Here is a 25,858-nt window from a genome sequence, read left to right on the forward strand (position 1 = left end):
GGCTGCTCCTGCTCCTGGGCGGGCGCGGCTTCCTTCGGCGCCTCAGGCTGAACTTCTTCCTGCTGCTGACGACGCTGCTTGCGCGGCTGCTCCTGTTCCTGAGCGGGCGCGGCTTCCCTGGGCGCCTCAGGCTGAGCTTCTTCCTGCTGCTGACGACGCTGCTTGCGCGGCTGCTCCTGCTCCTGGGCGGGCGCGGCTTCCCTGGGCGCCTCAGGCTGGGCTTCTTCCTGTTTCTGGCGGCGCAATAGCTTGCGCGGCGTTTCACCGCCCTGTGCGGCGGCGCATTCTTCCGGCGACTGGCCTTCCGCGCAAGCTGCCTGGACAAATATGACTGGCGCATTGGCCGAGCTGCTTCTCGCAGCCGACATATCGCTCTGCTGCAGCGGGAACGCGCCCAACGGCGCGGATGCCATGAGCAGGCCGAGTGCCGTACCTGCCAAAATCCGTGGTTGGCGTTTCATCCAATTTCTCCTCTTAGGCGCCCCATCGCGGCCCCAATGGTCAGGAACCGGTTTGGTTCCGTCCAAGCCGCATAGACAGGGGTAAAACGGCGACAGGCCGGCCCTTTGGGGGCGAGGGCCGGCATTTTGATGGCGAGAACATGGCCGCGGCCGAAGCCGATCGCAAATTGTCCGGTGCGTGGCTGGAGCGCTTGACCCAGCGCTGCTGGAGCGCCAAATGCGGGCATGGATATGCAGCCATTCTGGAAAACCACGCCCCTGGAGGCAATGTCGCCAGCCGAATGGGAGTCGCTATGCGACGGCTGCGGCAAATGCTGCCTGTCCAAACTCGAGGACGAGGACACCGGTGAAATCTACTGGACGACCGTGGCATGCCGGCTGTTCGATGCCGGAAGCTGCCGCTGTTCGGATTACGCCAACCGGCTGGCCCGGGTTCAGGACTGCGTCGGCCTGACGCCTGAGAACGTGCGGACCATCAAATGGCTTCCCGGCACCTGCGCCTACCGGCTGATCGCCGAGGGACGCGACCTCTACTGGTGGCACCATCTGATATCCGGCAGCGCCGAAACCGTGCATGAGGCCGGGATTTCCGTACAAGGGCGCATCACCGCGCATGAATATGACCTCGCGGAACCGGAAGACTATTTCGACCATGTCGTCGATGGCGAACCCTAGCGCCAGGTGTCCCTCGAGCGGTCGCGGACCTCTGCGGGGATATGAACCGCGAATGAATGGGCGGTTCGAAAATGGTTCAGCAAACGTCGGCTAGGGTCCGCTCCATCGCTTCGGCGAAAAAGCTTCAAAGGAGAGCAACAATGCTGAACAAGATCAAAACCGCCGTTCTTTCCGCCCTTATCGGGATCGGCACACTGGCTGCGGTGCCGGCGACGGCAAGTGCCGATGGCCTTTATCTCAATTTCGGCGGCGACGGCCCGCGTCTCGGGATCCAGGCCAGCGACCACGGCAATCGCCATTGGCGCGGCGATCGCCATGATGAGTGGCGGCGCGACCGTGACTGGCGCCGCATGTGCACGCCCGGCCGCGCCGTCGACAAGGCCGAGCGTATGGGCCTGCGCCGGGCCCGGGTCGTCGATGTCGGACGTCATACGATCCGCGTGGCCGGCCGCAAATACAACCAGCGCGTCGTTGTCGTTTTCGGCAGGGACCGCAACTGCCCGGTCGTCTACCGCTAAGCCGACCGCTTCGAGTAGCAGAGCCCCCGCCTGAGCGGGCGTGGCTCAAACAAAACCCCGGAAGAGCGATCTTCCGGGGTTTTTCATGGGGCGGTCTAAGTGTGTCAGGGTTACTTCAGCTCGAAGGTGACGTTGACCTGCACCTTGTAGGAATTCTCGCCGGCCTCCACCGGAACGGCGGCGCGGGCGGAGTCGAACGACTTGGCGCTCATCGGCATCGGCATTGGCGCCATGTTCTGATCGACGATCTCCAGCACGCGGCCAACGCTGACGCCGGCGGCCTCGGCAAGCGTCCTGGCCTTGGCCATGGCGTCGGCGACCGCCTTCTTGCGCGCCTCGGTGAGCGTCTTGGAGGGATCCTCATTGGAGAACGAGATGCCGCCGCCCTGGTTCACACCCAGCGACACCGCCTTGTCGAGCAGCTCGCCGGTCTTGTCGATGTTGCGAATGCGGACCGTCAGCGTGTTGGTGACCTGATAGGCGACCAGCTCGGCTTCCTGGTTGCCGTCGGGCTTGTTGGTGTAGTTGTAGCGGGGATTGATCTGCAGGCCACCGGTCTGCAGGTCGCGGTCCTCGATGCCGGCGGATTTCATCGCGGCGATGACCGCGGCCATGGCGTCGTTGCCGGCGTCGAGCGCGGCGCGGGCCGTCTTGGCTTCACGCATCACCGAGAGCGACAGCACGGCCAGGTCCGGGGCTGCCGAGGCTTCGCCTTCACCCGAGACGATGATGCGCGGCGGCGGCAGCGGGTCAGCCGCCCGGGCAAAGCCCGGCAAGGCGATTGCGGCGGCAAGCGCCAGCGGTAACAGGGTCTTGGGCATCGAAATTCTCCATCGTGCGAGGGCCTGTGCGACGGCGAGTAGGGGGCGAATATGGGCTGATTTAGGCAGCCATGGCAATTTGTCCGTCTATGCCCGTTTGCGCGATGGACCGGTTTGCGTCGAAGGCCGGGGAGCCGGGCTTGTGCAGCGCGATGAAAAACACTAATCCAGCCGCGTGGGGCCTGTAGCTCAATGGTTAGAGCCGGCGGCTCATAACCGCTTGGTTGGGGGTTCGAGTCCCTCCGGGCCCACCATTTCTTCTATTTTGCAGTGGCGCACGGGATGTTCGCCACGAGCGGCTTGATATGAAGCGTATTTTAGGCGATGCGGACGGAAAATCCGGAAATTCTCGACGACTTGCCCAGTTGAATTGTCGTGGACGTCGGCCGTCATCGAGGGCTGTAAGCCAGCCGGAACCCGACATGCGACGTGGAGGAATCAGTAGGACGGCCCATGCGCGCGGCAATCCGGTAGCGGTGGCAGTAGCTGCGGTGGCACAGGTATGAGCCTCCTTTCAGCAGCCGCTCGCCATCCTTGCGCGCCATGGCATCGCGCTCCTTGCCGAGCGCGCTCAGCGATTTCACACGAAAGGGTTCGACACACCATTCCCATGTGTTTCCGACCATGTTGAAGAGGCCGTAGCCGTTGGGTTCGAACGTTTCCACGGGAGCGGTTCTAGCGTAGCCATCGGCCGCCGAGTTGTAGTCGGGAAATCTACCCTGCCAGATGTTGCACCGGGGCGCGTCGTCGGCGGGATCTTCGTCGCCCCATGGATAGACCGTTTGCCTACCGCCGCGTGCGGCGAACTCCCATTCCCCTTCCGTCGGCAACCGTCCTCCCGCCCAATGCGCGAACGCGGTGGCGTCGGTCCAGCTGACGTGAACCACCGGGTGATCCATGATCGTCTCGATCGATGAGGCCGCACCGGACGGATGACGCCAGTCCGCACCGTCGATCCTGTGCCACCAGGGCACTTCCACCACGCGCCGCGTCGAGGCCTGTGTGGCCGCATCGAGGGCATCCTTGAAGACGAAGGACCAGCCGAACGCCTCGGCTTCCGTCTTGTAGCCGGTTGCATCGACAAAGGCTGCGAAGCGCTCATTCGTGACAGCGGTGCGGTCGATGCCGAACGGTCGGACGTTTACCGGCCGGCGCTCCTCGCCGTCGGCCTTTATGACCACCTGGCTGGTGCCGCAAAAGCTCTTCCCGCCCTCGAGCCAGACGGCATCGTGGGGCGCTGTCATCCCCGGGTCTGGATTGGGAAGACCAACGTCCGCTTGCGAACCGTGCGTCTCGCGAGCCGGGGTACAGCATCCGTCTTTCATCGTGATTCTACTCTATCGCATCGTCATCGGGCTGCGCCAAAGTTCGCTTCGACCGCAGACTTGCCGACTTCTTGCAACTCAACCCGCCGGTTGGCAAGGCGCCATGTGCGCTTCACGGGTCGACATCAATATCGAAAAGCCGCGCCTTATAGATCGAACGCTTGCGCCGATGATGAACCCGGGTTCTGGCGGCCGGGACGGATATTTCGGCGTTCCTCAGCTATTGCTATTTTTCGCGCCTGGAAGCCGGGCGAGGATTTCGCCGACGATCCCGCGCCGGAACACCAGGACGCAGATCATGAAGATGAGGCCGGTCGCGATGGTGACAGGGAAGCCCGAAGTGGCCAGCGTATTCTCCAGCCCGACCACAAGTCCGGCCCCGACAATCGGTCCGACCATGGTGCCGATGCCGCCGAGCAGCGTCATCAGGATCACCTCGCCGGACATCTGCCAGGTAACGTCCGTCAAGGTGGCGAACTGGAAGACGATCGCCTTCACCGCGCCGGCGAGGCCGGCAAGCGCCGCCGACATGACGAATGCGGCAAGCTTGTAATAGGCGACGGAATAGCCAAGCGAAATGGCGCGGTTCTCGTTTTCGCGGATGGACCGCAGGATCATGCCGAAGGGCGAGTTGACGATGCGCCAGACGGCGAAAACGCCAATGAGGAAAATCGCCAGAACGGTGAAATACATCGTCAGCGCGTTGTTGAGGTCGAGGACACCGAAGAGATGCCCGCGCGGCACGCCCTGGATGCCGTCCTCGCCGTGGGTGAAGGGCACCTGCAGGCAGAAGAAGAAGAACATCTGCGACAGCGCCAGCGTGATCATGGCGAAGTAGATGCCCTGCCTGCGGATGGCGAAAAATCCGATGATGGCGCCGAGGACGGCTGCGCCCAGCGCGCCCAGCAGGATGCCGGCTTCCGGCGGCCAGCCCCAGACCTTGACGGCATGGGCGCAGAAATAGGCCGCGCCGCCGAAAAAGGTGGCATGGCCGAAGGAAAGCAGTCCGGTATAGCCGATGAGCAGATTGAAGGCGCAGGCAAACAGCGCGAAGCACAGCATCTTCATGACGAAGATCGGGTAGATGACGAAGGGTGCGGCGATGAGCGCGGCGATCCCGATCGCCACCAGCACCCATTGCAACCTTGCGCCCGACGCCGATGTGCGGGTCTGCGTTGCCTCGGCCATCAGGCGTCCTTTCCGAACAGACCGGCGGGCCGCAAGAGCAGCACAATGGCCATGACGACGAAGATGACGATGCTGGAGGCTTCCGGATAGAAAACCTTGGTCAGCCCCTCCACCAGACCCAGCAAATAGCCGGTGACGATGGCGCCGAGAATGGACCCCATGCCGCCGACCACGACGACGGCGAAAACCACGATGATCAGGTTCGATCCCATCAGCGGGCTGACCTGATAGACGGGGGCTGCGAGGATGCCGGCGAGGCCGGCGAGGCCGGACCCGAGACCATAGGTCAACGTCAGCAACAAGGGTACGTTGATGCCGAAGGCCTGGACGAGACGCGGGTTTTCGGTGGCGGCGCGAAGATAGGAGCCGAGCTTCGTTTTTTCGATCACCAGCCATGTCGTCAGGCAGACGATCAGCGATGCGACCACCACCCAGCCGCGGTAGATCGGCAGGAACATGAAGCCGAGATTCTCTCCGCCGGCCAGCAGGGCGGGAACGGGGTAGGGGTTTCCGGAAACGCCGTAGTAGTAGCGGAACACCCCTTCGATGACGAGCGCCAACCCGAATGTGAACAGCAGCCCGTAGAGCGGATCGAGGTCGTAGAGGCGCGACAACGCGAACCGTTCGACCACGATCCCGACCACGGCCACAACCAGCGGCGCCAGGATGAGCGCGGGCCAGTAGCCGATGCCGAACCAGGCGAGCATCAGATAGCCGGCGAAGGCGCCCAGCATGTATTGCGCGCCATGGGCGAAATTGATGACCCTGAGCAGCCCGAAGATGATAGCCAGCCCGAGGCTCAGCATGGCGTAGAACGAGCCGTTGATCAGGCCGACAAGCAACTGGCCGAGCAGCGCCTGGATCGGTATGCCGAAAACCATCGTCATGGCCGCCTCATACTCCAAGCACCTCGTGCATCTCGTCCATCCTGGACGCGAGTTCAGCCACGGGAAACTGCGACGTCACCCGGCCACGGTCAATCAGGTAGAAGCGGTCGGCGATCCGGCTGGCGAAGCGGAAGTTCTGCTCGACCAGCAAGATGGTCATGCCACGTTTCTTCAGTTCGGCGAGCACTTCGCCGATGCGCTGGACGATCACCGGCGCCAGTCCTTCGGTTGGCTCATCGAGCAGCAGCAGCTTGACCCCGGTGCGCAGCATACGGGCCATGGCCAGCATCTGCTGCTCGCCCCCCGAGAGCCGGGTGCCCTGGCTGTTGCGGCGCTCCTTGAGATTGGGAAACAGCGTGAAGATTTCGTCGAGGCTCATGCCACCTTCCGCGACCACCGGCGGCAGGACAAGGTTCTCGTCGACCGTCAGCGTGGCGAAGATGCCGCGTTCTTCCGGCACGAAGCCAATGCCGGCGCGCGCGGCCCCATGCAGCGGAACGCCCATCATGTCCTTGCCGTCGAAACGGATCGTGCCGGTGCGCTTGCGGATCAGGCCCATGATCGCCCGCAGCGTTGTCGTCTTGCCGACACCGTTGCGGCCGACCAGCGTTATGGTTTCGCCGCGGTCCACCGAGAGGCTGACGCCATGCAGCGCATGGCTTTCAGCGTACCAGGCATTGAGGTCCCGGACCTCGAGAAGGGGCTCCGTGCTCGAGCCATGAAACGCTCTAGTCATCCGTGGTCCCCATATAGGCGACCCTGACACGCTCATCCTGGCTGACCGTGGCGTAGTCGCCGGCGGCGAGGATTTCGCCGCGCTGAAGCACGGTGATCCGGTCGCAAAGATCGGCGACGACGGCGAGATTGTGCTCGACCATCAGCACCGCGCGGTCTTTCGCGATGGAGCGGATGATCTCGGCGACGGCGCCGACGTCCTCATGGCCCATGCCGGCCATCGGCTCGTCGAGAAGCAGCGCCTTGGGGTCCAGCGCCAGCGTCGTGGCGATCTCCAGGATGCGCTTGCGGCCATAGGAAAGATCGCCGGCAAGCCGGTCGCGGGCGTCGGAGAGGCCGACCAGCGCCAGCAGTTCGTCGGCCCTCGGGGTCAATGCATCGAGCGCAGAAAGGCTGCGCCAGAACTGGATCGCCAGCCCGTTCGGGCGTTGCAGGGCGACGCGTACATTGTCGAGCACCGTCAGGTGCGGGAAGATCGCGGAGATCTGGAAGGAGCGGACAACCCCCAGCCGCGCGACCGCGGCCGGAGACATATGGGTGATGTCACGGCCGAGAAAAGAGATCGTCCCGGCACTGCTCGGCATCATCCGCGTCAGCAGGTTGAAGACCGTCGTCTTGCCGGCGCCATTCGGTCCGATCAGGGCGTGGATCTTGCCATGTTCGATATCGAGATCGACATTCTTGACAGCGACGAAGCCGGCGAAATCGCGGCGCAGGCCGCGCGCGGAAAGAACCACGCGCGACCCGCTGTCCGCCTTGTCGGCTTGCTCAGTTGCCTGCACCGTCACTTGACCAGCGGGCAGCCGCTTTCTTCTGGCTTGATGTAGGCTTCGTCGCCAGGGATCGTCGCCAGCACCTTGTAGTAATCCCAGGGCTGCTTGCTTTCCGAAGGCTTCTTCACTTCCATCAGATACATGTCGTAGATCATGCGTCCGTTGGCGCCGACCTTGCCATTGTGCGTGAACACGTCATCGACCGGCATGGAATGGAGTTCCTTGGACACGGCCTCGGTCTCGTCGGTGCCGGCTTTGTCGATCGCCTTGAGATATTGCGACACCGCCGAATAGGTGCCGACCTGGATCATGTTCGGCATGCGTCCGGTGCGATCGAAGAAGCGCTTGCCGAAGGCGCGCGATTCGTCGTTGCGGTCCCAGTAGAAGCCTTCCGTCAGCGACAGGCCCTGGGCGGCCTCGAGGCCAAGCCCATGCACTTCCGCGATGGTGAACAGGAGGGCGGCCAGCCGCTGTCCGCCGGAGACCAATCCGAATTCCGCCGCCTGCTTGATCGAGTTGGCAGTGTCCAGTCCGGCATTGGCGAAGCCGACCACCTTGGCGCCGGACGATTGAGCCTGGAGCAGGAAGGACGAATAATCCGTTGTCGCCAGCGGATGGCGGACGGAACCCAGAACCTTGCCGCCCTGCGATTTGACGAAATTGCCGGTCTGTTCCTCGAGCGAGTAGCCGAAGGCGTAGTCGGCGGTGAGGAAGAACCATGTGTCGCCGCCCTGCTTGACCAGCGCGCCGCCGGTGCCAACCGCCAAAGCGTGCGTGTCGTAGGCCCAGTGGAATCCGTAGGGCGAGCAGTTCTTGCCGGTCAGGTCGCTGGTCGCGGCGCCGGTGACGATATCGATCTTCTTCTTTTCCTGCGACAAGCCCTGAACGGCCAGCGCCACCGACGAGGTGGTCAGCTCCATGATCGCATCGACCTGTTCGGTGTCGTACCACTGGCGGGCGATGTTGGAGGCGATGTCGGGCTTGTTCTGATGGTCGGCATTGATCACCTCGACGGGCGCGCCCTGGACCTTGCCGCCGAAATCCTCGACCGCCATCTTGGCGGCCTCGACCGACCACTTGCCGCCGAAATCGGCATAGACGCCGGACTGATCGTTCAGGATGCCGATCTTGACCTTGCCGTCGGATATCTCGGCCGCTGTTGCCGGGATCGCTGTCGCGGCCAACAGGGCCGCCGATACGAGATGCAAAAATTTCACTGCTGTTCCTCCCCTGACGGTCAGTCCGCGGCATGGCCGGAGACTGACTGCGTCGGCTCTAAAATGGCCCGATGGACTTTCCTCAGATCATGGGACGCTCCTCCGCGTCCCATCGTCTTGAGTGCAAAAATCGCACGATAGCAATCGCATCGAAATAAGCACGGCAGTGAGCGTAACATCGAGCACGGATTGCGAGAACACTTATTTTCGTACAAGTTCCGTACAAAAATGCACGGATAGGACCGGACGTTTCTTGCCGTCCGGGGAGGGACATGATGCCCGGAAACAAAGACGGCGGCGCCTTCTGATGCGGCGCTTCACCTGGGACGATCTGCAATTCTTTCTCGCCGTGGCGCGCACCGGGCAGCTGGCCAGCGCGGCGCGCCAACTCCGCACCAACCATGCCACCGTGTCGCGTCGCATCGACAGATTGGAACAGGCGCTTTCGGCGAGGCTTTTCGAGCGCAATCCTCGTGGCTACATGCTCACTGGCGTCGGTGAGAGGCTGGTGCAGTCGGCCGAGCAGATCGAACGCGAAGCCGGTAATTTTCGCAACGAAGCCTCCAGCGGAGCTTCTCCCGTCACCGGCGTCGTTCGCCTCTCGACGCTGGAAGGCTTCGGAAATTTCTTTCTCGCAGACAGGCTGCCACGTTTCGCGCAACTTCATTCCAACCTGTCGATCGAACTCGTGACGATCCAGCAGATCGTGTCGCTGTCGCGCCGCGAGGCGGACATGTCCATCACTCTGACCTCGCCACGGGCCGATTTCTACCATTATGAAAAGATCGCGACCTATCGGCTGTTCGTCTATGGGACGCGGAGCTACCTGGAGCAGCATGCGCCGATCCTGAAACGCGAGCATCTCCTGGCGCATCGCATGATCGGCTACATCGAAGACATGATCTTCACGCCGGGGCTCGACTATCACCGGGAAATTCTGCCGGGCCTGCGCGCAACCTACCAAAGCTCGAGCATACATGCGCAGCTTCATGCCGTGCTGCGCGGAATTGGATTATGTGTGTTGCCGCACTTCATGGCGTCCGCGCACCCTGAACTCGTGCCGGTGCTGGCGAAGGATATCTGTCTCGAGCGGGATTACTGGTGCGTCTGCCATCGGGACCTGTCGTCAGCGGCGCGTATCCGCGCGCTGATTGACTTCATCAAGACGGAGGCCGGGAGCGCCCGCCGGGAATTTATGGGAGGCGCGTTGGTGGATGGCTAGCCGCGGCACGGCTGAGAAGAATGGCCCTGCCGCGCCCAGGCCCGCTCTGCCGGGGGAAGCGATTTACAGCCGCGCGCCGGTTTCGCGGCTGAACAGATGCACGCGCTCCGGATCGAAACCGAGCCTTATTCGGTCGCCGATCGCCACATCGGGCCGGCCGGCGATGCGCCAGCAGACATCGAGGCCGTCGACATCGACGAAGACATAGGTTTCGGCCCCCAGATTCTCGATAACCTGCACGGTGACCGGCATACCGCCGCTGTCCACCCGCCGCAGATGTTCGGGGCGGATGCAGACATCGATTGCCTTTTCGGACGGCGCAGAGGGCAGCCTGATCTCGAAGCGCTCGTCGCCCGACGATATCGCGGCGCGGTCGCCGTCGGTCTCGGCCGGGATGACGTTGATGGCGGGCGAGCCGATGAACTCGGCGACGAAGCGGTTGGCCGGCCTGTCGTAAAGTTCCAGCGGCGAACCGACCTGCGCGATCTTGCCCTTGTCGAGGATGACGATGCGGTCGGCCATGGTCATGGCTTCGACCTGGTCGTGGGTGACGTAGACCGAGGTCGCCTCCAGGCGCTGGTGCAGCTTGCGCACTTCCGTGCGCATCTTCACGCGAAGCTGTGCGTCGAGGTTCGACAGCGGCTCGTCGAACAGGAACACCTTAGGCCGCCGCACGATGGCGCGTCCCATGGCGACGCGCTGGCGCTGGCCGCCGGAGAGCGCGCGCGGAAGGCGGTCGAGGTAAGGCTTCAGAGCCAGTGAAGTGGCCGCGTCCTCGACGGCGGCGCGGGTGCTGTCGGTGCTTTCCTTCCGCAGCGCCATGGAGAAGCCCATGTTCTTCTCGACGTTCATGTGCGGATAGAGCGCGTAGCTCTGGAACACCATGGCGATGTCGCGCTCACGCGGCTCGAGGTCGTTGACGACGCGCCCGCCGATGGCGATCTCGCCGCCGGAGATTTCCTCCAGCCCGGCGATCATCCGCAGCAGGGTCGACTTGCCGCAGCCGGAGGGACCCACCAGCACGACGAACTCGCCATCGGCGATGGTCAGGTCGACGCCGCGAATCACATCGACAGTGCCATAGCGCTTCTGCACATTCCTCAGCTGGACTTCGGCCATCTGTGCTTTCCTCCTATTTGACCGCGCCCATGGTCAGGCCCTGGACGACGAAACGCTGGCCGAAGAACATCAGCAGCAGCGCGGGGATGGTGGACAGGATCGAGGCGGCGGCCATCTGGCCGTACTGTACCTCGTACTGTTGGGCGAACCGGGCGATGGCGACCGGAACCGTCGCGGTCTCGCGGCCGGTAAGGTTGAGCGCCACGGAGAACTCGTTCCACGAGAAGACGAACGCCAGCACGCCGGCGGCGATGAGGCCCGGCGTCACCAGCGGCAGCGAGATGCGCCAGAAGGCATCGATACGGCGGCAGCCATCGACCATCGCGGCTTCCTCGATCTCCTTCGGCAGTTCCTTGAAGTAGGCCATCATCATCCACACCGTCATCGGCAGATGCAGGGTGATGTGCGTGAGGATGAGCGAGCCCAGCGTTTCGAACATGCCGATCTGGCGGAAGATGAGATACCAGGGGCCAACCAGCGTCAGCGGCGGGATCATGTTGAAGATCAGCGTCCAGCCGAGGAAGAGGTTGCGTATCCAGCCGCTCCAGGCGAGCCGGCTCAGCGAATAGGCGGCGAGCGTTCCCACCACCAGCACGCACAGGGTCGAGACGCCGGCGACGATCAGGCTGTTCCAGATGTTGCTCAGGAAGTCGGAACGGCGCGAGTAGAGCACGTCAACATAGTTGAACATCGTCGGTTCGAAATTCCACGATCCCTGCAGGATCTGGATCTCGTACTTGAACGATTGCAGCGCCACCCACAGGAACGGCGCCAGGATGACGAAGACGCCAAGGCTGAGCAGGGCGATGCCGGCCAGCCGCGAATAACCGCGCAGAACCAGCATCAGCGTTTCTCCAGCGCGGCGCTGGCGCTGCGCGCCACCCACAGGAAAGCGATGGTGGCGGCGATGATGGCGAGCGACAGCATGGCGCCGTAGCCGAGGTCGTTCTGCTGGAAGAACACCTTGTTCAAATGCAGGCTGACGACCTCGGTCGACGTGCCCGGCCCGCCGGAGGTGAGCAGGAACACCTCGTCGAAGACCTTGAAGGCGAGGATGGTGCGGAACAGCAGCGCCACGACGATGGCCGGCATCATCAGCGGTATGATGATCTTGAAGATCAGGTCGCGGTTGCTGGCGCCGTCGATGCGCGCCGCTTCGATGACTTCCTTGGGCAGCCCCTCGACGGCCGCGAAAAGAATGAGGAAAACGAACGGCGTCCAGTGCCAGACATCGACGATGACGACGGACCACAGCGCCAGCGACGGCGATCCTGTCCAGTTGACGGGCGCGAAGCCGATGCCGGTGACGATCTGGTTCAGGACGCCGAAATCGAAACTGTACATCAGCTTCCACATCGAGCCGATGGCGACCGGCGGCATCAGGATGGGGATGATGAGCGCGGTCCGCATGACGCCCTTGAAGGCCGTCATCGAGCCGACCAGGATGGCAAGGCCGAGACCGAGAACCATCTCGATGGCCACCGACGCGATGGCGAACAGGAGCGTATTCCACAAGGCGATGCGGAAGATCTGGTCGTTCAGCAACTGCTTGAAATTGATCAGCGGGGTAAAGGCCCAGATCTCCCCGCCGGACTCGAAACGGATCGTCGAGACCGCCATGACGAACAGGTTGGCGATCGGATAGAGGGTCAGGGCGACCAGCACGATGAGCGCGGGCGCCAGTGTCAGCAGCTTGAAATGGCGATCGATGAAATCGCTGAGGCCCTGCCTGCGGGCAGATGGCGTCGATAGACTCATGACGGGACCCTCCGCAAAGCTGGAATGAGAGGGTGGCCGCCGCGCGGCGGCCACCGGAAGAGATCAGTCGGCCAGAGGCGGCAAGGTGCCTGTCTTGCGGCCGCCCTTTTCGAAGATCGCCTTCATGTCCTCGGCCAGCGTATTCAAGGCGACGGCGGGAGTCATCTCGCCGACCAGGGCCTGGTTGAGCCGAAGGCCAACAGCCTCGCTGACCGCCGGCGCCTCGACATAGCCATAGACCTGCACGCCATATTCGATCTCGTCCAGATAGGCCGGCATCCAGCGGAATTCCGGCTTGTCCTTCAGATCCGAGGTAAAGACGTCGGTGCGCACCGGGATGCCGCCGCCAAGGGCATATTCATACTGCGCCTTGTAGGTCAGGAACCATTTTGAGAAGGCGACAGCGCCTTTCTTGCCCGCATCGGAAGCGTTCTTGGGGATCATGAAGACCCAGCTTCCGATCGCAACGCCGGGCTTCCCCTCAGGCGTGGCACGCGGCAGCGGCGCGGCGTTTATCTTGCCGACCACGGCGGACTTCTGCGGATTGTCGAAATTGGGGAAAGCGGCCACGACGGCGTGCGCCTGCATTCCCTTGCCGGTCTGCAGGAGCTGGATCAGTTCACCCTGGCCGAGCGTGCCATAGTTCTGCGGGCTGCACTTCTTGGCGACTTCGATGAACTTGTCGAGCGCTGCCTTGGCTTCTGGGCTGTTGATCGTCACGGTATAGTCGCCATTGGCGGGATCGGCGACCGGCTTGGCGCCATAGGCGAGCAGGTAGGCCATGAAGTCGTACTGGATGGAATCGCCGCGCTCGCCGCGCTGCAGATAGCCGTAGCTTTCCGGCGGGTTCTGCAAAACGGCGCAGTTCTTGATGATGTCATCGAAGGTGACGGGCACCTTCAGGCCTTTTTCATCCAGCACATCCTTGCGGTAGTAGAACAGCTGCACATTGCCGTTGGGCGTATAGCCCATCAGCTTGCCGCTCGAGCAGATGCGGTATTTCTTGGCTTCGTCCCAGCAGCCGGCGTCGTCCAGTCCGAGAACCTCTTTCGGCACTTCGAAGGACGGGTCGATCTCCTTCATCGGCTCGATGTAGCCGGCCTGGTAGAATTCGGTCGAGTTGGTGGCGTTGACGTTGATCAGGTCGAGCGGGCTGGTGCCGCTGCGGACCGCCGATCGCGCCTTTTCCAGCATGCCGTTGAAAGGTGTCACCTCGAGATTGACCTTGTTGCCGGTCTGCTCCTCATAGAGGCCGACAACTTTTTCGAAACCGTTGTACCAGGGTGAGGCGTTGATCAGGATGGTGATCGGCTCCTGCTTGCCGACATCGGCGAAACTGTCCTGCGCCGAGGCCGGGCAGGCTGATAGGATCAGGGCAGTCGTGGCTGCTAAAGCGAGCTTGGATTTCCAGGCCATTGTGTGTTTCTCCTCCCATGAAACCGCAAGGCTACCGGCTTACGTTCGCGATTAGAAATGATATTAATTCTACATTGCGATAACCGGGGGGAATATTATTTTGGACAGAGAACTGCGCGCGTTCCTGGCTGTTGCCCGGGCTGGAAACCTCACCTCAGCCGCCGGCCGAATCGGGCTGACGCAGCCGGCCCTGACCAAAACCATCCGCAGGCTGGAGCAGACCTTCAAGGCCACTCTCTTCGAAAGAAGCACCAAGGGCATGGTGCTGACGGAGGTAGGGCAGGCCCTGTTCGCAAGGGCGCAGACGATCGAGATGCACTACCGTCAAGCGCATGAGGAGGCGCAGGCGATCAGCGCCGGCTCGGTCTCGAATTTCCATATCAGCGCCGGGGCGGCCTATCACATGCTCGTCGCTCCCTCACTGGTCCGGCATTTGATTGCCGAATTTCCCGAGACCGCCTTCACGCTCGACTTCGATGTCGCCGGCTCGACGCTGGCGAAGCTCGTTGATGGCGAGGTCGACCTGATGCTGGGCGCCTTCCATAGCAACCCGCCGGAGGGCATCGACAGGCGCGAGGTGTTCGAAGTGGAACTGACGGCCTATTGCTGCGCCACCAACCCGCTTGCCGGCAAAGGCGTCGTGCCGCCTGCCGCGCTGGAGGGGAAGCCGTGGGTGATCTTCAAGCGTGATGCGCTGGTCACCCAGTATCTGGATGCCTATTTCGGCCGTTTCAAACTGGCCACGCCGCGCATCGTGGCGGCGGTTGACGATGTCGATTCCAGCTTCTCCATCATCCGCAAATCCAATCTTCTGGCCTTGGCGCCGACCTCGCTCAAGAGCGTGGCGGCGAAGGTGGGGATCGAAAGGCTGACGCTGAGCCAGCCGATCTGGAACTTCACCTCAGGGGCATGGTTCCGGCAGTCCTCGCAGCGCATCCCCATCATGCGGCGCGCACTCGAGCTTTTGCCAAAGATCGCCAGCGCCGAGATCGATTGACCATTCCTGACAGGAATGGCGGACCGGAATTAATATCATTTTTTCTGCCCGACCCGTCCGATTATGGTGGCCCGCATAAAGGCGGCGGACAGGCGTCCGCACCGCGATGTGCCAGGACGCAAGCCATGAAAAAACCCAACGTCATCGTCTTCTTCACCGATCAGCAGCGGCACGACACCACCGGGGTGCATGGCAATCCCATGGGGCTGACGCCGAATTTCGACCGGCTGGCGCGTGGCGGCACGCATCTGTTCCATTCCTTCACCAGCCAGCCGCTCTGCGGCCCGGCGCGCTCGTCCATGCAGACGGGGCAATTCGCCACGCAGACCGGCGTGTTTCGCAACGGCATCCCGCTGGCGGACGATGCCGAGACGATCGCCAAGGTGTTCGCGCGAAACGGCTACTCAACCGGCTATATCGGCAAGTGGCATCTCGGCAGCGAGGACCCGGTGCGCAAGCACCAACGCGGCGGCTATCAAAGCTGGCTCGGCGCCAATCTGGCCGAATTCGTCTCGGATTCCTATGATGCCGTGCTGTTCGACGACAACGATAACAAAAAGAAGCTGCCGGGCTACCGGGTCGACGCGCTGACAGACGCGGCGATCCGCTATTGCGACCAGCATCAGGAGGACCCGTTCTTCCTGTTCGTGTCGTTCCTTGAGCCGCATCACCAGAACCATGTCGATGATTATCCGCCGCCGGACGGCTATCGCGAGGCGATGACGGCCACGCAGTGGACGCCGCCGGACCTTGCGACGCTGAAGGGGACCAGCAGCTGGCATCTGGGCGGCTATTACGGGATGGTGAAGCGTCTGGACGAAGCATTCGGCCGGCTGATCGACGCGCTGAAGAGCCTCGACATGCTCGACAACACGATCGTCATGTTCACCTCCGACCATGCCTGCCACTTCAAGACGCGCAACAGCGAGTACAAGCGCTCCTGCCACGAAAGCGCCGTGCGCGTGCCGACGATGATCACCGGTCCGGGCTTCATGGCCGGCGGCCAGGTGAAGGCGCTGTTCAGCACCATCGATGTCGCGCCGACCCTGATCGATGCGGCGGGGCTGGAGGTACCCGATTCGATGACGGGTCAGTCGATCATGCCGGTGGTCCGCGACGCGCGGCACCTCTGGCGGCAGGATGTCTTCTTCCAGATCAGCGAGACCGAGACGGGGCGGGCGTTGCGCACGCACCGCTGGAAATACGGCGTCACCTCCGAATATGACAAGGATCTGGCCAGTTCGGACGTCTACCGCGAGAGCTACCTCTACGATCTCGACAACGATCCCTACGAGATGGTCAATCTCGTCGGCATGGATGCCTTCCGCGAAGTCGCCGATGGGCTCAAGGGCCGGCTGCTGGCCTGGATCGACGAGATCGAGGGGGCAACGCCAACCGTGCTTGACGCTGCCCCGCGCTATTCGCGCCAGTACCGTCTGAAGGCAACCGACCTGCTTGGCTTCAAGGATCAGGAACGTGACGTCGACGCGGTCAAGAACTGAGAAGGAGAGGGCGGTGCCGAGATGAAACGCTCGATCAGGATCATCATCGCGCGCCGCCTGTCTCGCTTGGTCAACGCGATCCACAAAGATCGCTACCATCCGGAACGGTATTATATGCGTGGCCCGGGTCCGGCCCACGACCGCAAACAGGGTTCTGGCCAAGGCAAGGCGTAGTGTGGCTTACCCGTCATACGCGACGCGAAAGCCTGCATTGCTGGTGGAGGAGTCGGCGCTCATGAAGGAGCGCGCGGCGATCCGGTAGCGGTAGCAGTAGCTTTTGTGGCAGAGGAACGACCCGCCCTTGACCACTTTGTCACCATCGCGAAGGGCCTGTTCGTTACGCTCCTTGGCTTCCCGCCCAACTGAGTGGATGCGGTAGGCGTCGACCGTCCACTCCCAGACATTGCCGGCCATGCCGTAAAGTCCCGAGCCGTTGGGCTGGAAGGCAGTGACGGGGCTGGTGCCGAGATAGCCGTCGGCCAGCGTGTTGAAGCGGGGGAAGCTGCCCTGCCAGATATTGCACAAAACATTGTCGTCGCCGGGTTCGTCGTCGCCCCAGGGAAAGCGGGGGTCGGGCAGGCCGCCACGCGCGGCATGTTCCCATTCCGCTTCGCCGGGCAGTCTGCCGCCGCACCACTTCGCAAAGGCGTTGGCATCGTTCCACGAGACCTGCACGACCGGGTGGTCCTCGCGCCCGGAGAGGTCGCTGCCGGGACCTTCCGGTGCCTTCCAGAATGCGCCGTCGACGCGAACCCACCAAGGCGTCGGGCCGGTGGTCGGCATATAGCGCGCGCCTTGCGGCAGCAGCAGCTTGAACACCGGCGACCAGCCGAACCGTTCGGCTTCCGTCACATATCCTGTGGCGGCGACGAAAGCAGCGAACCGCGCATTGGTGACGGTTGTGGTTTCCATTTCGAACGCCCGGAGCCGGACCGGGCGTCGTGGGCCTTCGCCGTCACCGGCGATGAAGGGTGCGTTGGTGCCCACGAATGTCCGGGCCGGGTCGAAACGAACCCTCGGCACCGTTGCGACCGCCTCAGCCGGTGCCGGCGCGTCGCCGGCCCGGGGGGCGGCAGACGGCAGTTGGTCGCCGCGCGATATCGTGCAGCAGCTCACGCGCGCCTCAGGCCGCCGCCAGCGATTTCAGCCCCGTCAGGACGGCCTCGCTGTCGTGCTGGGGAATGTCGCCGATCTCGGCCATCTTGCGGTCCAGTCTATCGAGCATGCTGGCAAATACCTTTGCGTATTCCGGATCGCCGGCTCGGTTGTGCAGCTCGAACGGGTCCTGATCGCAATCGAAAAGCTCCCACTCCGGCGGCTCGTCGCCGGGATGGGCGCCGAGCTGGTCGAGCGGGTCGTTGTACCAGTAGATCAGCTTGTAGCGGCTGTCACGTACGCCGTAGTGGGCGAAGGCGTTGTGGAATTCGTCCTTGTGCATCCAGTAGCGGTGGTAGGCGACGTCCTGCCAGTTTTCATCCGCGGACCGTTCGAGCAGCGGGCGCAGGCTCGTTCCCTGCATGTAGCTGGGGGTTGTCAGTCCGGCATAGTCGAGGAAGGTGGGCGCGAAGTCGACATTGGTGGCGATGCGGGCGCTGACCGTTCCCGCCTCGATCGCTTCGGGATAGCGGACCAGGAATGGCATCTGCAGCGATTCCTCATACATGAACCGCTTGTCGAACCAGCCATGCTCGCCAAGGAAGAAACCCTGGTCGGAGGTGTAGATGACGATGGTGTTTTCAGCGATGCCTTCGGCGTCGAGATAATCCAGCAGGCGTCCGACATTGTCGTCGACGCACTGGATCGTCTGCAGGTAGCGCATCATGTAGCGCTGGTATTTGAAGTGCGCGAGCTTGTCGGGGTCGGTGAAAACGTAGTTCTCGCCGGTCAGCGCGTCGATCAGCGTCAGCGCCTCGCCCTCGGCGATTTCCGGGACCCTGCGGACGGTCATGCCGGGGATGAGCAGTTCGCCGATTTCCTGGCCGCCTTCCGGCTGGACGAGGCCGAGGTCGCGGTAGGTCATGTCGGATTTGATCCGCATTTTTGCGGCGGCTGCCGCCGCGGCGCGGTTGGAATAGTCGTCATCGAAGGTTTCCGGCACCGGCAGCTTGCCATCCGCATAGAGGTGGCGATGGCGCGGGTGCGGCTCGAAACTGCGGTGCGGCGCCTTGTGGTGGCACATCAGGAAGAAAGGGCGGTCGGCGTCGCGGCGCTGCAGGAAATCAAGGCATTTATCGGTAATGATGTCGGTGGCGTAGCCCTGTTCGCCGTGCGCGCCTTCGCGGTCGATCATGATCGGATCGAAATATTCGCCTTGTCCCGGCACCACCGCCCATTCGTCGAAGCCGGTCGGCTCATGCGCCTTGCCTTCGCCGAGGTGCCACTTGCCGAAGATGGCGGTCTGGTAGCCGGAAGCGCGCAGGTGCCTGGCGACGTTGGGCAGCCGGTTGTCGATATGCGTGTCCAGCGTCGTCACCTGGTTCACGTGGTTGTAGGTGCCGGTCAGGATCGCGGCGCGGCTCGGCGTGCAGATCGAATTGGTCACATAGCACTTGTCGAGCCGCATCCCCTGCCTGGCGATACGGTCGAGGTTCGGTGTCCGGTTCAGACCGGCGCCATAGCATGAGATCGCCCGCGCGGCGTGGTCGTCGGACATGATGAAGAGGATGTTGGGTCGCTTGGTCATGTGCAATTCTGGTCCATCGACGCGGCATGGGGGGCGCGCTTTTCAAATCCGGAGAGCCGCGCCGGCCGCATGGGCCGACGCGGTCTTTGCGTCATCGGGCATCAGCCGCCGGCGTAGAGGTCGCCGAGATAGTAGTCCTTGGGATCGAGCGGATCCTTCAGCTTGCCGAAGCCGACGAACTGGTCGTTCAGGCCCTTGAGCCAGCCGGCCACCGAACCGTCCTTAGTCGCGGCGACGAACTCGGCCGATGTCAGGAATTTGCCGTTCTGGCTTTCGGTGACCAGCGGGTCGGCCGGCACGCCGAGGAATTTGGCGGTGATCTCGACCGAGCGCGGCACGTCGGCGGCGCGGTAGTCGTTGGCGTCCTTCAGCACCGCAATCATGCGTTTGACGAGGTCAGGGTCCTTCTCGGCCACATCGTTGCGGGTGACGAAGGCCGACGGGAAAGAGTTCTGGGGATAGAAATCGGCGCTCTTGGCCACTTCGACGAGGTCCGGGACGGTCTTCTTGATGACGCCGACCAGCGGATACCAGATGCCGGCGCCATCGATCTGCTTGGACGCGAAGGCGGAAACGACGGTCGGCGGGTCCATCTTGATCACTTCCACATCGCCGATCTGCATTCCGGCCTTGGCCAACGCCAGACGCAGCAGCATGTCGCCCGACGTGCCTTCCGGGACGCCGATCTTCTTGCCTTTCAGGTCCGCCATCGTGCTGAAGCCGGCCTGGGCGATGACGCGGTCGGACAGGCCAAGCGCGTTCATGGCGATCAGCTTCGCCTTGCCCGACGCGGGCAGCCACAGGGCGCCCGGACCGACATAGCCGAAATCCAGCGACCCGGCGCCGAGCGCCTGGATCTGGATCGGGCCGTTGGTGAAGACTTTCAGCTCCGGCTCCAGCCCGTGCTTGGCCCAGAGATCCTGGTCGCTGGCGATGGCGGTCAGGCTGGTGCCGAAATAATCGGCGATATAGCCGACCCGCACCGGCTTTGCCTGCGCGAATACCGGGCTCGTTCCGGACAGCACAGCCGGAACGGCTACGCCGGCGGCTGCCGAAAGCGCGAGAAAGCTTCTTCTCGTGACGTTCATCTCAAAATTCCTCCCTGTCAGTGTTTTGCTTCGACTTGTGGTTTCTGGTGATAGACGGCGTGCCAGACCTGATTGCGGATCGCCGCGAACTCGGGCGACAGCCGCATTTCCTCGGTGCGCGGATAGGGCAGGTCGACCGGGATGATCTTGTGCAGGCGTCCGGGACGCGCGGCCATGACGATGACCCGGTTGGCCAGGTAGACCGCCTCGTCGACATCGTGGGTGATGAAGATGACGGTGCGGCGCTCGCGGCTCCATGTGTCCAGAAGCTGGTCCTGCATGTTGACGCGGGTGAGCGCGTCGAGCGCGCCGAACGGCTCGTCCATCAGAAGCATGGTCGGGTTGACGGCATAGGCGCGGGCAATGGCGCAGCGCTGCTTCATGCCGCCGGATAGCGTCTTGGGCAGTGCGTCGGCGAAATCCTTCAAGCCGACGAGATCGATGAAATGGTCGGAGACGCGGCGACGCTCGGCCCTCGGCATGCCTTTGATGCGCAGGCCGAACTCGACGTTCTGGCGCACCGTCAGCCAGGGAAACAGGGCATATTGCTGGAAGATCACGCCGCGCTCCGGTCCGGGACCGGAAACGGATCTGCCATCGACCAGCACCTTGCCGTCGGATGCGTCGGTCAGGCCGGCGGCGATGTTCATCGCCGTCGACTTGCCGCAGCCGGAAGGGCCCACGACGGTGACGAATTCGCCGTCGGCGATGTCGAGGTTGAGCCGGTCCAGCGCCAGAAACGACTTGTCGCCCTCGCCGAAGCGGCGGGTGACGTTCTGGAACGAGATTTTCGGTTGCGTCCCGGCCGTCATTGCGCGCGTTCCTGCCATTGGGTGAGGCGGCGTTCGGTCGCCTGCAACAGGCGATCCATGAGGAGACCGAGGATGCCGATGGTGATGAGGCTGACGAAGATGGTGGGCAGGTCGTAGTAGAGCTGCGCCTGCTGCATGCGGAAACCGAGGCCGGATTGCGCCGCGATCAGCTCGGCGGCGACGACCGTCGCCCAGGCGGAGCCAAGGCCGATGCGTACGCCGACCAGAATGAAGGGGATCGAGGCCGGGATGATGACGCGCGGGAAGATGGTCGAATCCTTCGCGCCGAGAACCCGGGCGGCGTTGATCAGGGTTCGGTCGACGCTGATGACGCCCTGATAGGTGGCGACGACGCAGGAAAGAAACGAGGCGAGGAAGATGACGAAGATCTTCGGCGCTTCGTCGATGCCCATGGTGACGATGGCGAGCGGGATCACCGCCAGCGGCGGGATCATGCGGAAGAACTGCACATAGGGTTCGATCAGCGCGCGGGCGACCTTGTACCAGCCCATCAGGAAGCCGACCGGTATCGCCAGCGCGGCGCCCAGCACAAAGCCGGTCAGCACGCGGCGCAGGCTGGCAAAGATGTCGATGAAGAGCTGACCGCTCCGGATCAGCTCGATGGCTTTCCAGAACACCTCTTGCGGCCCCGGCAGGACGACCGCGCCGGTGGCGGTGATGGCCCACCAGACGGCGATGCCGACAGCGAAGGCGAAGATGTTCAACGCCAGCGGCAGCAGCCGGTTGGATGGCCGTTCCTGCAATTCGGTCTCGGGCGGCGTCGCAGCGGTGCTCAATGCAGTGCCCCCGAATAGAAGAAATGATCCAGCGCCACGGCAGCGCCGCCGATAGCGCCGCTCTGCGCGCCGAAGCTGGTGCGTTCGAATTTCAGGATTTCGCGCATATGCGGCATGACACGCGGCGGCACGTCGGCGCGAAGGCGCTCGAACAGGCTTTCCGGAGCCTGGCCGAGATAGCCGCCGAAGACGATGAGATCGGGCGTCAAGAGATTGACCGCGCTGGCGAGGGCGGTGGTGAGATGCCCGATGACAGTATCCCAGGCCGGACCGTTCTGCTCGACCCCCGCCATGAGATCGGCAGGCGCGGAACCTATAACGCCCGCCGCCGCCATGAGCGCTTTTTCGCAAAGGAATGTTTCCAGGCAACCGCGGTTGCCGCAGGCGCAGCGCGCACCGTCAGGCGTAATCTGGATATGGCCAAGTTCGACGGCGCCGTGGCCGCCGGGACGGAACGGCACGCCGTCCACCACCAGCCCAGCGCCAAGGCCGGTCTTCAGATAGACAAACAGCAGCGCCGGCACTTGCCTGCCGATGCCGTAGCAGCTTTCGGCCAACGCCATTGCCGTCACATTGTGTTCGACCACGGTCGGCAGGCGGATGGCGCGCTCCAGCTTGCCGGCAATGGGGACGTTGCGCCAGCCGACATTGATCGAGGCCAGCGCGGTGCGCCGCTCGAAATCCACCGGGCCTGGCACGCCGACGCCGATGCCGAGCAGTTTGCCGGTGTCGATCTGCACCTCGGCTGCCAGCTTCATGACCATGGCCGCGACGTCGCTGACCACGCGGTCAGGATCGGCCCCGTGGACATCGAACTCGAAGGATGCGGTCGCTTTGGGGGCCGCCTTCAGGTCGGTAATCGCGACCTGGACATGGCCGGCGCCGATATGCACGCCGGCGACGCTGTGCGCGTCGGGCACCAGGCGCACGGCCTGCGCCGGCCGGCCGACGCCGATCGAGCCGCTCGTCTCGCTCTCGAGGACAGACCCGTCGCGCAGGAGATGCGCCGTGACATGGGTGAGGGTGGTCGCGGACAGTTTGGAGCGCCGCGCCAGCGCCGCCCGCGATTGCGGGCCTTCATCGCGCAGGATGCGCAGAATCTGGCCGTGATGCGCGCCCAATGCTTCCTCCCTAATTAATTTCTAAACCTTAGAAAGTAATTACGAAGCGGTCAAGCGGATGCAAAATATCCATTGGGGAATTTTTGAAGGTATGCGGCTGCAGCTTTCGAAAGTGAATCGGGAGACGATTACAAGAGGCTGTTTTATCAAGGATTTAAGTGTCTGTGGTCCTTCATGTGACAGGCCTCGACGATCGGTGTGCTGGCCGATTCCGGACCGTTGCGCCACGGCCGCGGCGGCGGTGCGAAGTCTGTTCGGCGTTCCCTAAAAGCTGAAGCTGTAGAAGCGACGCCTTATTGGCAGAACTGGATTGGGCTGTGCGAAGGCGTGTCAATCAAGGCCGCAAGCTCGCGGGCCGTCGAAAACCTGTTCGAGAAATTTGCGGATAGTGATCGTATCCAAGGCAGTCGTCGTGTCGACCTCGTGAACGGGACCGAAGCGGGAAGGCTCGGCGCGGGATGCGAGCGCGACGAGTTCCGGGACGTATTCGGGGCCGGGGTGCCCCGGTAGCCGGCTGGCCGTCCGGGTGCTGTAACGGTCGCCGATGATCTCCGGCGGCGCCGAGCACCAGATTTCGGCGATCGTGTCGATGCCGGCGGCGTCAATCAGGTCCTGTACGAATTCGCGCGGCTGGAAGCCGAACCATGCATCCATGATGAATGTGGCTCCGTCAGGCGCCTCGCCCAGCACCGCGAACATCGCCTTGAGGCTGGCGCGGCCGAGCTTGCGGTTGAACGGTCGATCGACGGTTTCGATCTCTTCAAGGAACGGATTCTTGATCGTATCGAGCGACAGCACCGGCCAGCCTGTTGCCTTGGCCAAGCCGGCGGCAACGCTGCTCTTGCCGCTGGCCGGGACGCCATTGACCATGACGAGGCGTTTTCCTGCCCGCCTGGAGGGCAGGGCCGCCAGGGCGGCGCCAATGACGCCGGCATCGTCGCCGAGACTGGCCGCGACGAGTTCGTAGCTGAACCAGGACGACTTGTCCGGATAGGGCGACAGCGCGGCGACGGCCTCGCTGCCCAGCCCGCCGCCGAGGACGATCGTCTGTGGATGAAGCGTCGCGGCAAGACTGTCGATTGCGGCGCGCAGCGGCTGCGCCCATGAACGCAGCACCTTGTCCGCCAGCGCGTCGCCGGAAGCGCGCCGTTCCAGCAGGCTGGCCGCCGTGGTCGCTGCCGGAAGACCGGCCTCCGCGATATGCCGGCCGAGCGCCGTGCCCGAACTCATGGTTTCGACGCAGCCATTGCGCCCGCACTTGCAGGGCAGACCCTGAGGATCGACGACGATGTGGCCGAGTTGTCCAGCGGCGCCGGCGCCCCGGAAGATGCGGCCGTCCACAAGGATCGCGCCGCCGATGCCGGTGCCGATGGTCAGCATCGCGGCATCAGAACGGCCGACCGCGGCTCCGCATTGCGCTTCGGCCACCAGCGCCATGTTGCCGTCATTGTCGATGACGACGTTTCGACCGAAGCGCGCTTCGAGCCGTTCGCGCACGGGAACCGCGGATAAGTCGACATACCCGCCCGAGAGGACGCGTCCGCTGGCGAAATGCACCTGACCCGGCACGCCAATGCCGATGCCTTGCACCGTTTCGTCATCGATCCCGGCAACAAGCACCTCGACCCGCTCGATGACCACCGTCGGGTCGGTCGAACTGGCGGCGCGTGCCCGAGCAAGGATTTTACCATCGGCTCCTACGCGCGCGGCGCGTATATTGGTGCCGCCGATGTCGACGCCGATTGTGGTGCGGATCATGTCGACCGGCTTCAATCAGGCGGCTTTCGCCGGTGCCCAGTGCCGGGCGATGATCGCCTGTATTTCGCGCAGCCTCGGAACGGCGATCGTCTCGAGGCGCTGGCGCGTCACGTCGCGGTCGAGCGAGATGCAGTCCTTCCACAGGGAGCGGCCGGCGATGACGCCTGACGCGCCATTGGCCATGGCGGTCTCGACCTGTCCAAGGAAGGTTTCATGATCGACGCCGGCCGACAGCACAGCCCAGGGAACGTCCCCGGCGAGTTTGGTGACCGCCGCGCAGGACTCGGCGGAGCCGGGATAAGGCAGCTTCAGCACTTTCGAACCGACATCCAGGCAGATCTGCGTTCCGCCCTGGATCAGTTCCGGTATCTTGGCCTGGTAGGCCTCCGGGCTTTCGTTCTCCAGCCGGTAGGTGAGGAATTCGACCACCAGCAGCAGATCTTCCCGGGCGAAATCGTCGATGACCTTTTTCAGCGTCGCGATGTTCCGGTCATTCGCAGCCGGCGTGTCGGAGCGAAGGTAGACCATGATCTTGCCGCCATTGCCGCCAAAGGCGCGCACCTGCCGCGCGCCGATGCCTTCGACCAGCTTGGAAATGCGGTAGCCTTCGGGGGACGTGTCCCACCCGGAAGCGTCCAGCCCGATCAGAAGCGCGGTGCCGCGGTCGAGCGTGCCGTCATCCACCAGCTGCGGAACGGCGCAGACCGGATCGACCAGCACGCAGGAAGCGTGGCGGGCGAGGTATTTTGCGATGTCGGCCTTGGTAAGCCCCAGAACATCGTTGCCGATCCTGGCCTGTTCAGCCGGATCGGCGGCCAGCAGCGTGCGCATACCGCCGCGCTGGTCGCAGGCGATCACCATCATGGCGCCGTTGTCGCCGCAAATCTGCTGATAGCCGCGGCGTTCGGCTGTGGTCATGCGTGCCATTGGTCAAGGTCTCCTGCGCACCATGCTGGCCTGATACGTATCTGGATGGAAGTGATTG

The 25,858-nt window shown here is 63.4% G+C and carries 25 protein-coding genes and 1 tRNA gene; 7 read left to right on the top strand and 19 right to left on the bottom strand.

All coding sequences use genetic code 11. From position 1 onward, the window contains the following. From J2X35_RS18030 to J2X35_RS18040, 3 genes are all read left to right on the top strand, one after another. Nucleotides 1-248, top strand: a 248-nt coding sequence (locus J2X35_RS18030) for a hypothetical protein (protein WP_310188757.1), incomplete at its 5' end; no start/stop codon positions are given. 444 nt (nt 249-692) lie between these two features. Continuing rightward, nucleotides 693-1,136, top strand: coding sequence for a YcgN family cysteine cluster protein (locus J2X35_RS18035; protein ID WP_310189358.1), 444 nt, complete (start codon nt 693-695; stop codon nt 1,134-1,136). A gap of 140 nt (nt 1,137-1,276) precedes the next feature. Next, entirely contained in the window at nt 1,277-1,654 is a 378-nt protein-coding gene (locus tag J2X35_RS18040) for a hypothetical protein (protein WP_056110778.1), read from the top strand. A gap of 110 nt (nt 1,655-1,764) precedes the next feature. Here the strand turns inward: J2X35_RS18040 and J2X35_RS18045 are convergent, their stop codons facing one another. Next, entirely contained in the window at nt 1,765-2,475 is a 711-nt protein-coding gene (locus J2X35_RS18045) for an SIMPL domain-containing protein (RefSeq protein WP_056110776.1), read from the bottom strand. A gap of 178 nt (nt 2,476-2,653) precedes the next feature. Between J2X35_RS18045 and J2X35_RS18050 the strand changes: the two genes are divergently transcribed. Next, a tRNA-Ile gene (locus tag J2X35_RS18050) sits at nt 2,654-2,729 on the top strand. A gap of 135 nt (nt 2,730-2,864) precedes the next feature. On the opposite strand, the gene J2X35_RS18055 is transcribed toward J2X35_RS18050, so the two are convergent. The 6 genes from J2X35_RS18055 to J2X35_RS18080 form a co-directional block, all read right to left on the bottom strand. After that, nucleotides 2,865-3,719, bottom strand: coding sequence for a formylglycine-generating enzyme family protein (locus J2X35_RS18055; RefSeq protein ID WP_310188761.1), 855 nt, complete (start codon nt 3,717-3,719; stop codon nt 2,865-2,867). Between the two features lie 297 nt (nt 3,720-4,016). Beyond that, nucleotides 4,017-4,988 carry a branched-chain amino acid ABC transporter permease gene (locus tag J2X35_RS18060; RefSeq protein WP_056110774.1) on the bottom strand — a complete coding sequence of 324 codons (972 nt, stop codon included), beginning with the start codon at nt 4,986-4,988 and terminating at the stop codon, nt 4,017-4,019. Next, nucleotides 4,988-5,875, bottom strand: coding sequence for a branched-chain amino acid ABC transporter permease (locus tag J2X35_RS18065; RefSeq protein WP_310188763.1), 888 nt, complete (start codon nt 5,873-5,875; stop codon nt 4,988-4,990). The genes J2X35_RS18060 and J2X35_RS18065 overlap by 1 nt, the downstream gene beginning before the upstream one ends. A 7-nt stretch (nt 5,876-5,882) precedes the next feature. After that, nucleotides 5,883-6,611: an ABC transporter ATP-binding protein gene (locus tag J2X35_RS18070; RefSeq protein ID WP_310188765.1), complete on the bottom strand. Its 729-nt coding sequence runs from the start codon at nt 6,609-6,611 to the stop codon at nt 5,883-5,885. Next, the gene (locus tag J2X35_RS18075) at nt 6,604-7,398 is read right to left on the bottom strand and encodes an ABC transporter ATP-binding protein (RefSeq protein ID WP_405023240.1); all 795 of its coding nucleotides are present in this window, start codon (nt 7,396-7,398) and stop codon (nt 6,604-6,606) included. The genes J2X35_RS18070 and J2X35_RS18075 overlap by 8 nt, the downstream gene beginning before the upstream one ends. Beyond that, nucleotides 7,395-8,600 carry an ABC transporter substrate-binding protein gene (locus tag J2X35_RS18080; RefSeq protein WP_310188767.1) on the bottom strand — a complete coding sequence of 402 codons (1,206 nt, stop codon included), beginning with the start codon at nt 8,598-8,600 and terminating at the stop codon, nt 7,395-7,397. The genes J2X35_RS18075 and J2X35_RS18080 overlap by 4 nt, the downstream gene beginning before the upstream one ends. A gap of 307 nt (nt 8,601-8,907) precedes the next feature. On the opposite strand from J2X35_RS18080, the gene J2X35_RS18085 reads away from it, so the two are divergent. Next, on the top strand, nt 8,908-9,822 hold the full coding sequence (locus J2X35_RS18085; protein WP_310188770.1) for a LysR family transcriptional regulator: 915 nt from the start codon (nt 8,908-8,910) through the stop codon (nt 9,820-9,822). Between the two features lie 63 nt (nt 9,823-9,885). Here the strand turns inward: J2X35_RS18085 and J2X35_RS18090 are convergent, their stop codons facing one another. From J2X35_RS18090 to J2X35_RS18105, 4 genes are all read right to left on the bottom strand, one after another. Continuing rightward, a complete protein-coding gene (locus J2X35_RS18090; protein ID WP_310188771.1) occupies nt 9,886-10,941 on the bottom strand; it encodes a sn-glycerol-3-phosphate ABC transporter ATP-binding protein UgpC in 1,056 nt (351 codons plus the stop codon). A gap of 13 nt (nt 10,942-10,954) precedes the next feature. Further along, entirely contained in the window at nt 10,955-11,785 is an 831-nt protein-coding gene (locus J2X35_RS18095; RefSeq protein WP_310188774.1) for a carbohydrate ABC transporter permease, read from the bottom strand. Then, nucleotides 11,785-12,699, bottom strand: coding sequence for a carbohydrate ABC transporter permease (locus J2X35_RS18100; protein ID WP_056110762.1), 915 nt, complete (start codon nt 12,697-12,699; stop codon nt 11,785-11,787). The genes J2X35_RS18095 and J2X35_RS18100 overlap by 1 nt, the downstream gene beginning before the upstream one ends. A gap of 63 nt (nt 12,700-12,762) precedes the next feature. After that, a complete protein-coding gene (locus J2X35_RS18105) occupies nt 12,763-14,115 on the bottom strand; it encodes an extracellular solute-binding protein (protein WP_310188777.1) in 1,353 nt (450 codons plus the stop codon). A 100-nt stretch (nt 14,116-14,215) separates the two neighbouring features. On the opposite strand from J2X35_RS18105, the gene J2X35_RS18110 reads away from it, so the two are divergent. Both J2X35_RS18110 and J2X35_RS18115 read left to right on the top strand, forming a co-directional pair. Further along, nucleotides 14,216-15,112 carry a LysR family transcriptional regulator gene (locus tag J2X35_RS18110; RefSeq protein WP_056110757.1) on the top strand — a complete coding sequence of 299 codons (897 nt, stop codon included), beginning with the start codon at nt 14,216-14,218 and terminating at the stop codon, nt 15,110-15,112. Between the two features lie 125 nt (nt 15,113-15,237). Continuing rightward, complete coding sequence (locus J2X35_RS18115; protein ID WP_310188781.1) at nt 15,238-16,614, top strand: sulfatase-like hydrolase/transferase; 1,377 nt, start codon at nt 15,238-15,240, stop codon at nt 16,612-16,614. Between the two features lie 180 nt (nt 16,615-16,794). Here the strand turns inward: J2X35_RS18115 and J2X35_RS18120 are convergent, their stop codons facing one another. From J2X35_RS18120 to J2X35_RS18155, 8 genes are all read right to left on the bottom strand, one after another. Beyond that, nucleotides 16,795-17,730, bottom strand: a complete 936-nt coding sequence (locus tag J2X35_RS18120) for a formylglycine-generating enzyme family protein (protein ID WP_405023241.1) — start codon at nt 17,728-17,730, stop codon at nt 16,795-16,797. A 7-nt stretch (nt 17,731-17,737) separates the two neighbouring features. Next, on the bottom strand, nt 17,738-19,297 hold the full coding sequence (locus tag J2X35_RS18125) for a sulfatase (protein ID WP_310188787.1): 1,560 nt from the start codon (nt 19,295-19,297) through the stop codon (nt 17,738-17,740). Between the two features lie 101 nt (nt 19,298-19,398). After that, nucleotides 19,399-20,385, bottom strand: a complete 987-nt coding sequence (locus J2X35_RS18130; protein WP_310188790.1) for an aliphatic sulfonate ABC transporter substrate-binding protein — start codon at nt 20,383-20,385, stop codon at nt 19,399-19,401. 17 nt (nt 20,386-20,402) lie between these two features. After that, entirely contained in the window at nt 20,403-21,197 is a 795-nt protein-coding gene (locus tag J2X35_RS18135; RefSeq protein ID WP_056110749.1) for an ABC transporter ATP-binding protein, read from the bottom strand. Next, nucleotides 21,194-21,961, bottom strand: a complete 768-nt coding sequence (locus J2X35_RS18140) for an ABC transporter permease (RefSeq protein WP_310189359.1) — start codon at nt 21,959-21,961, stop codon at nt 21,194-21,196. Before J2X35_RS18140 ends, J2X35_RS18135 begins: the two co-directional genes overlap by 4 nt. Nucleotides 21,962-21,990: 29 nt before the next feature. Beyond that, complete coding sequence (locus J2X35_RS18145) at nt 21,991-23,115, bottom strand: ROK family transcriptional regulator (protein WP_310188795.1); 1,125 nt, start codon at nt 23,113-23,115, stop codon at nt 21,991-21,993. A 330-nt stretch (nt 23,116-23,445) separates the two neighbouring features. Then, entirely contained in the window at nt 23,446-24,873 is a 1,428-nt protein-coding gene (locus J2X35_RS18150) for an ROK family protein (RefSeq protein WP_310188797.1), read from the bottom strand. Between the two features lie 15 nt (nt 24,874-24,888). Next, on the bottom strand, nt 24,889-25,800 hold the full coding sequence (locus J2X35_RS18155) for a tagatose-bisphosphate aldolase (RefSeq protein ID WP_056110744.1): 912 nt from the start codon (nt 25,798-25,800) through the stop codon (nt 24,889-24,891). Between the last annotated feature and the right edge of the window lie 58 nt (nt 25,801-25,858).

Source organism: Mesorhizobium sp. BE184 (genome assembly GCF_031457045.1).
Taxonomy (GTDB): Bacteria; Pseudomonadota; Alphaproteobacteria; order Rhizobiales; family Rhizobiaceae; genus Mesorhizobium.

Excerpts from the sequence above, each read along its gene's own strand:
- J2X35_RS18035 (WP_310189358.1), top strand. The coding sequence starts at position 693 with ATGCAGCCATTCTGGAAAACCACGCCCCTGGAGGCAATGTCGCCAGCC.
- J2X35_RS18040 (WP_056110778.1), top strand. The coding sequence starts at position 1,277 with ATGCTGAACAAGATCAAAACCGCCGTTCTTTCCGCCCTTATCGGGATC.
- J2X35_RS18045 (WP_056110776.1), bottom strand. The coding sequence starts at position 2,475 with ATGCCCAAGACCCTGTTACCGCTGGCGCTTGCCGCCGCAATCGCCTTG.
- J2X35_RS18055 (WP_310188761.1), bottom strand. The coding sequence starts at position 3,719 with ATGACAGCGCCCCACGATGCCGTCTGGCTCGAGGGCGGGAAGAGCTTT.
- J2X35_RS18060 (WP_056110774.1), bottom strand. The coding sequence starts at position 4,988 with ATGGCCGAGGCAACGCAGACCCGCACATCGGCGTCGGGCGCAAGGTTG.
- J2X35_RS18065 (WP_310188763.1), bottom strand. The coding sequence starts at position 5,875 with ATGACGATGGTTTTCGGCATACCGATCCAGGCGCTGCTCGGCCAGTTG.
- J2X35_RS18070 (WP_310188765.1), bottom strand. The coding sequence starts at position 6,611 with ATGACTAGAGCGTTTCATGGCTCGAGCACGGAGCCCCTTCTCGAGGTC.
- J2X35_RS18085 (WP_310188770.1), top strand. The coding sequence starts at position 8,908 with ATGCGGCGCTTCACCTGGGACGATCTGCAATTCTTTCTCGCCGTGGCG.
- J2X35_RS18090 (WP_310188771.1), bottom strand. The coding sequence starts at position 10,941 with ATGGCCGAAGTCCAGCTGAGGAATGTGCAGAAGCGCTATGGCACTGTC.
- J2X35_RS18095 (WP_310188774.1), bottom strand. The coding sequence starts at position 11,785 with ATGCTGGTTCTGCGCGGTTATTCGCGGCTGGCCGGCATCGCCCTGCTC.
- J2X35_RS18100 (WP_056110762.1), bottom strand. The coding sequence starts at position 12,699 with ATGAGTCTATCGACGCCATCTGCCCGCAGGCAGGGCCTCAGCGATTTC.
- J2X35_RS18105 (WP_310188777.1), bottom strand. The coding sequence starts at position 14,115 with ATGGCCTGGAAATCCAAGCTCGCTTTAGCAGCCACGACTGCCCTGATC.
- J2X35_RS18115 (WP_310188781.1), top strand. The coding sequence starts at position 15,238 with ATGAAAAAACCCAACGTCATCGTCTTCTTCACCGATCAGCAGCGGCAC.
- J2X35_RS18125 (WP_310188787.1), bottom strand. The coding sequence starts at position 19,297 with ATGACCAAGCGACCCAACATCCTCTTCATCATGTCCGACGACCACGCC.
- J2X35_RS18130 (WP_310188790.1), bottom strand. The coding sequence starts at position 20,385 with ATGAACGTCACGAGAAGAAGCTTTCTCGCGCTTTCGGCAGCCGCCGGC.
- J2X35_RS18135 (WP_056110749.1), bottom strand. The coding sequence starts at position 21,197 with ATGACGGCCGGGACGCAACCGAAAATCTCGTTCCAGAACGTCACCCGC.
- J2X35_RS18150 (WP_310188797.1), bottom strand. The coding sequence starts at position 24,873 with ATGATCCGCACCACAATCGGCGTCGACATCGGCGGCACCAATATACGC.
- J2X35_RS18155 (WP_056110744.1), bottom strand. The coding sequence starts at position 25,800 with ATGGCACGCATGACCACAGCCGAACGCCGCGGCTATCAGCAGATTTGC.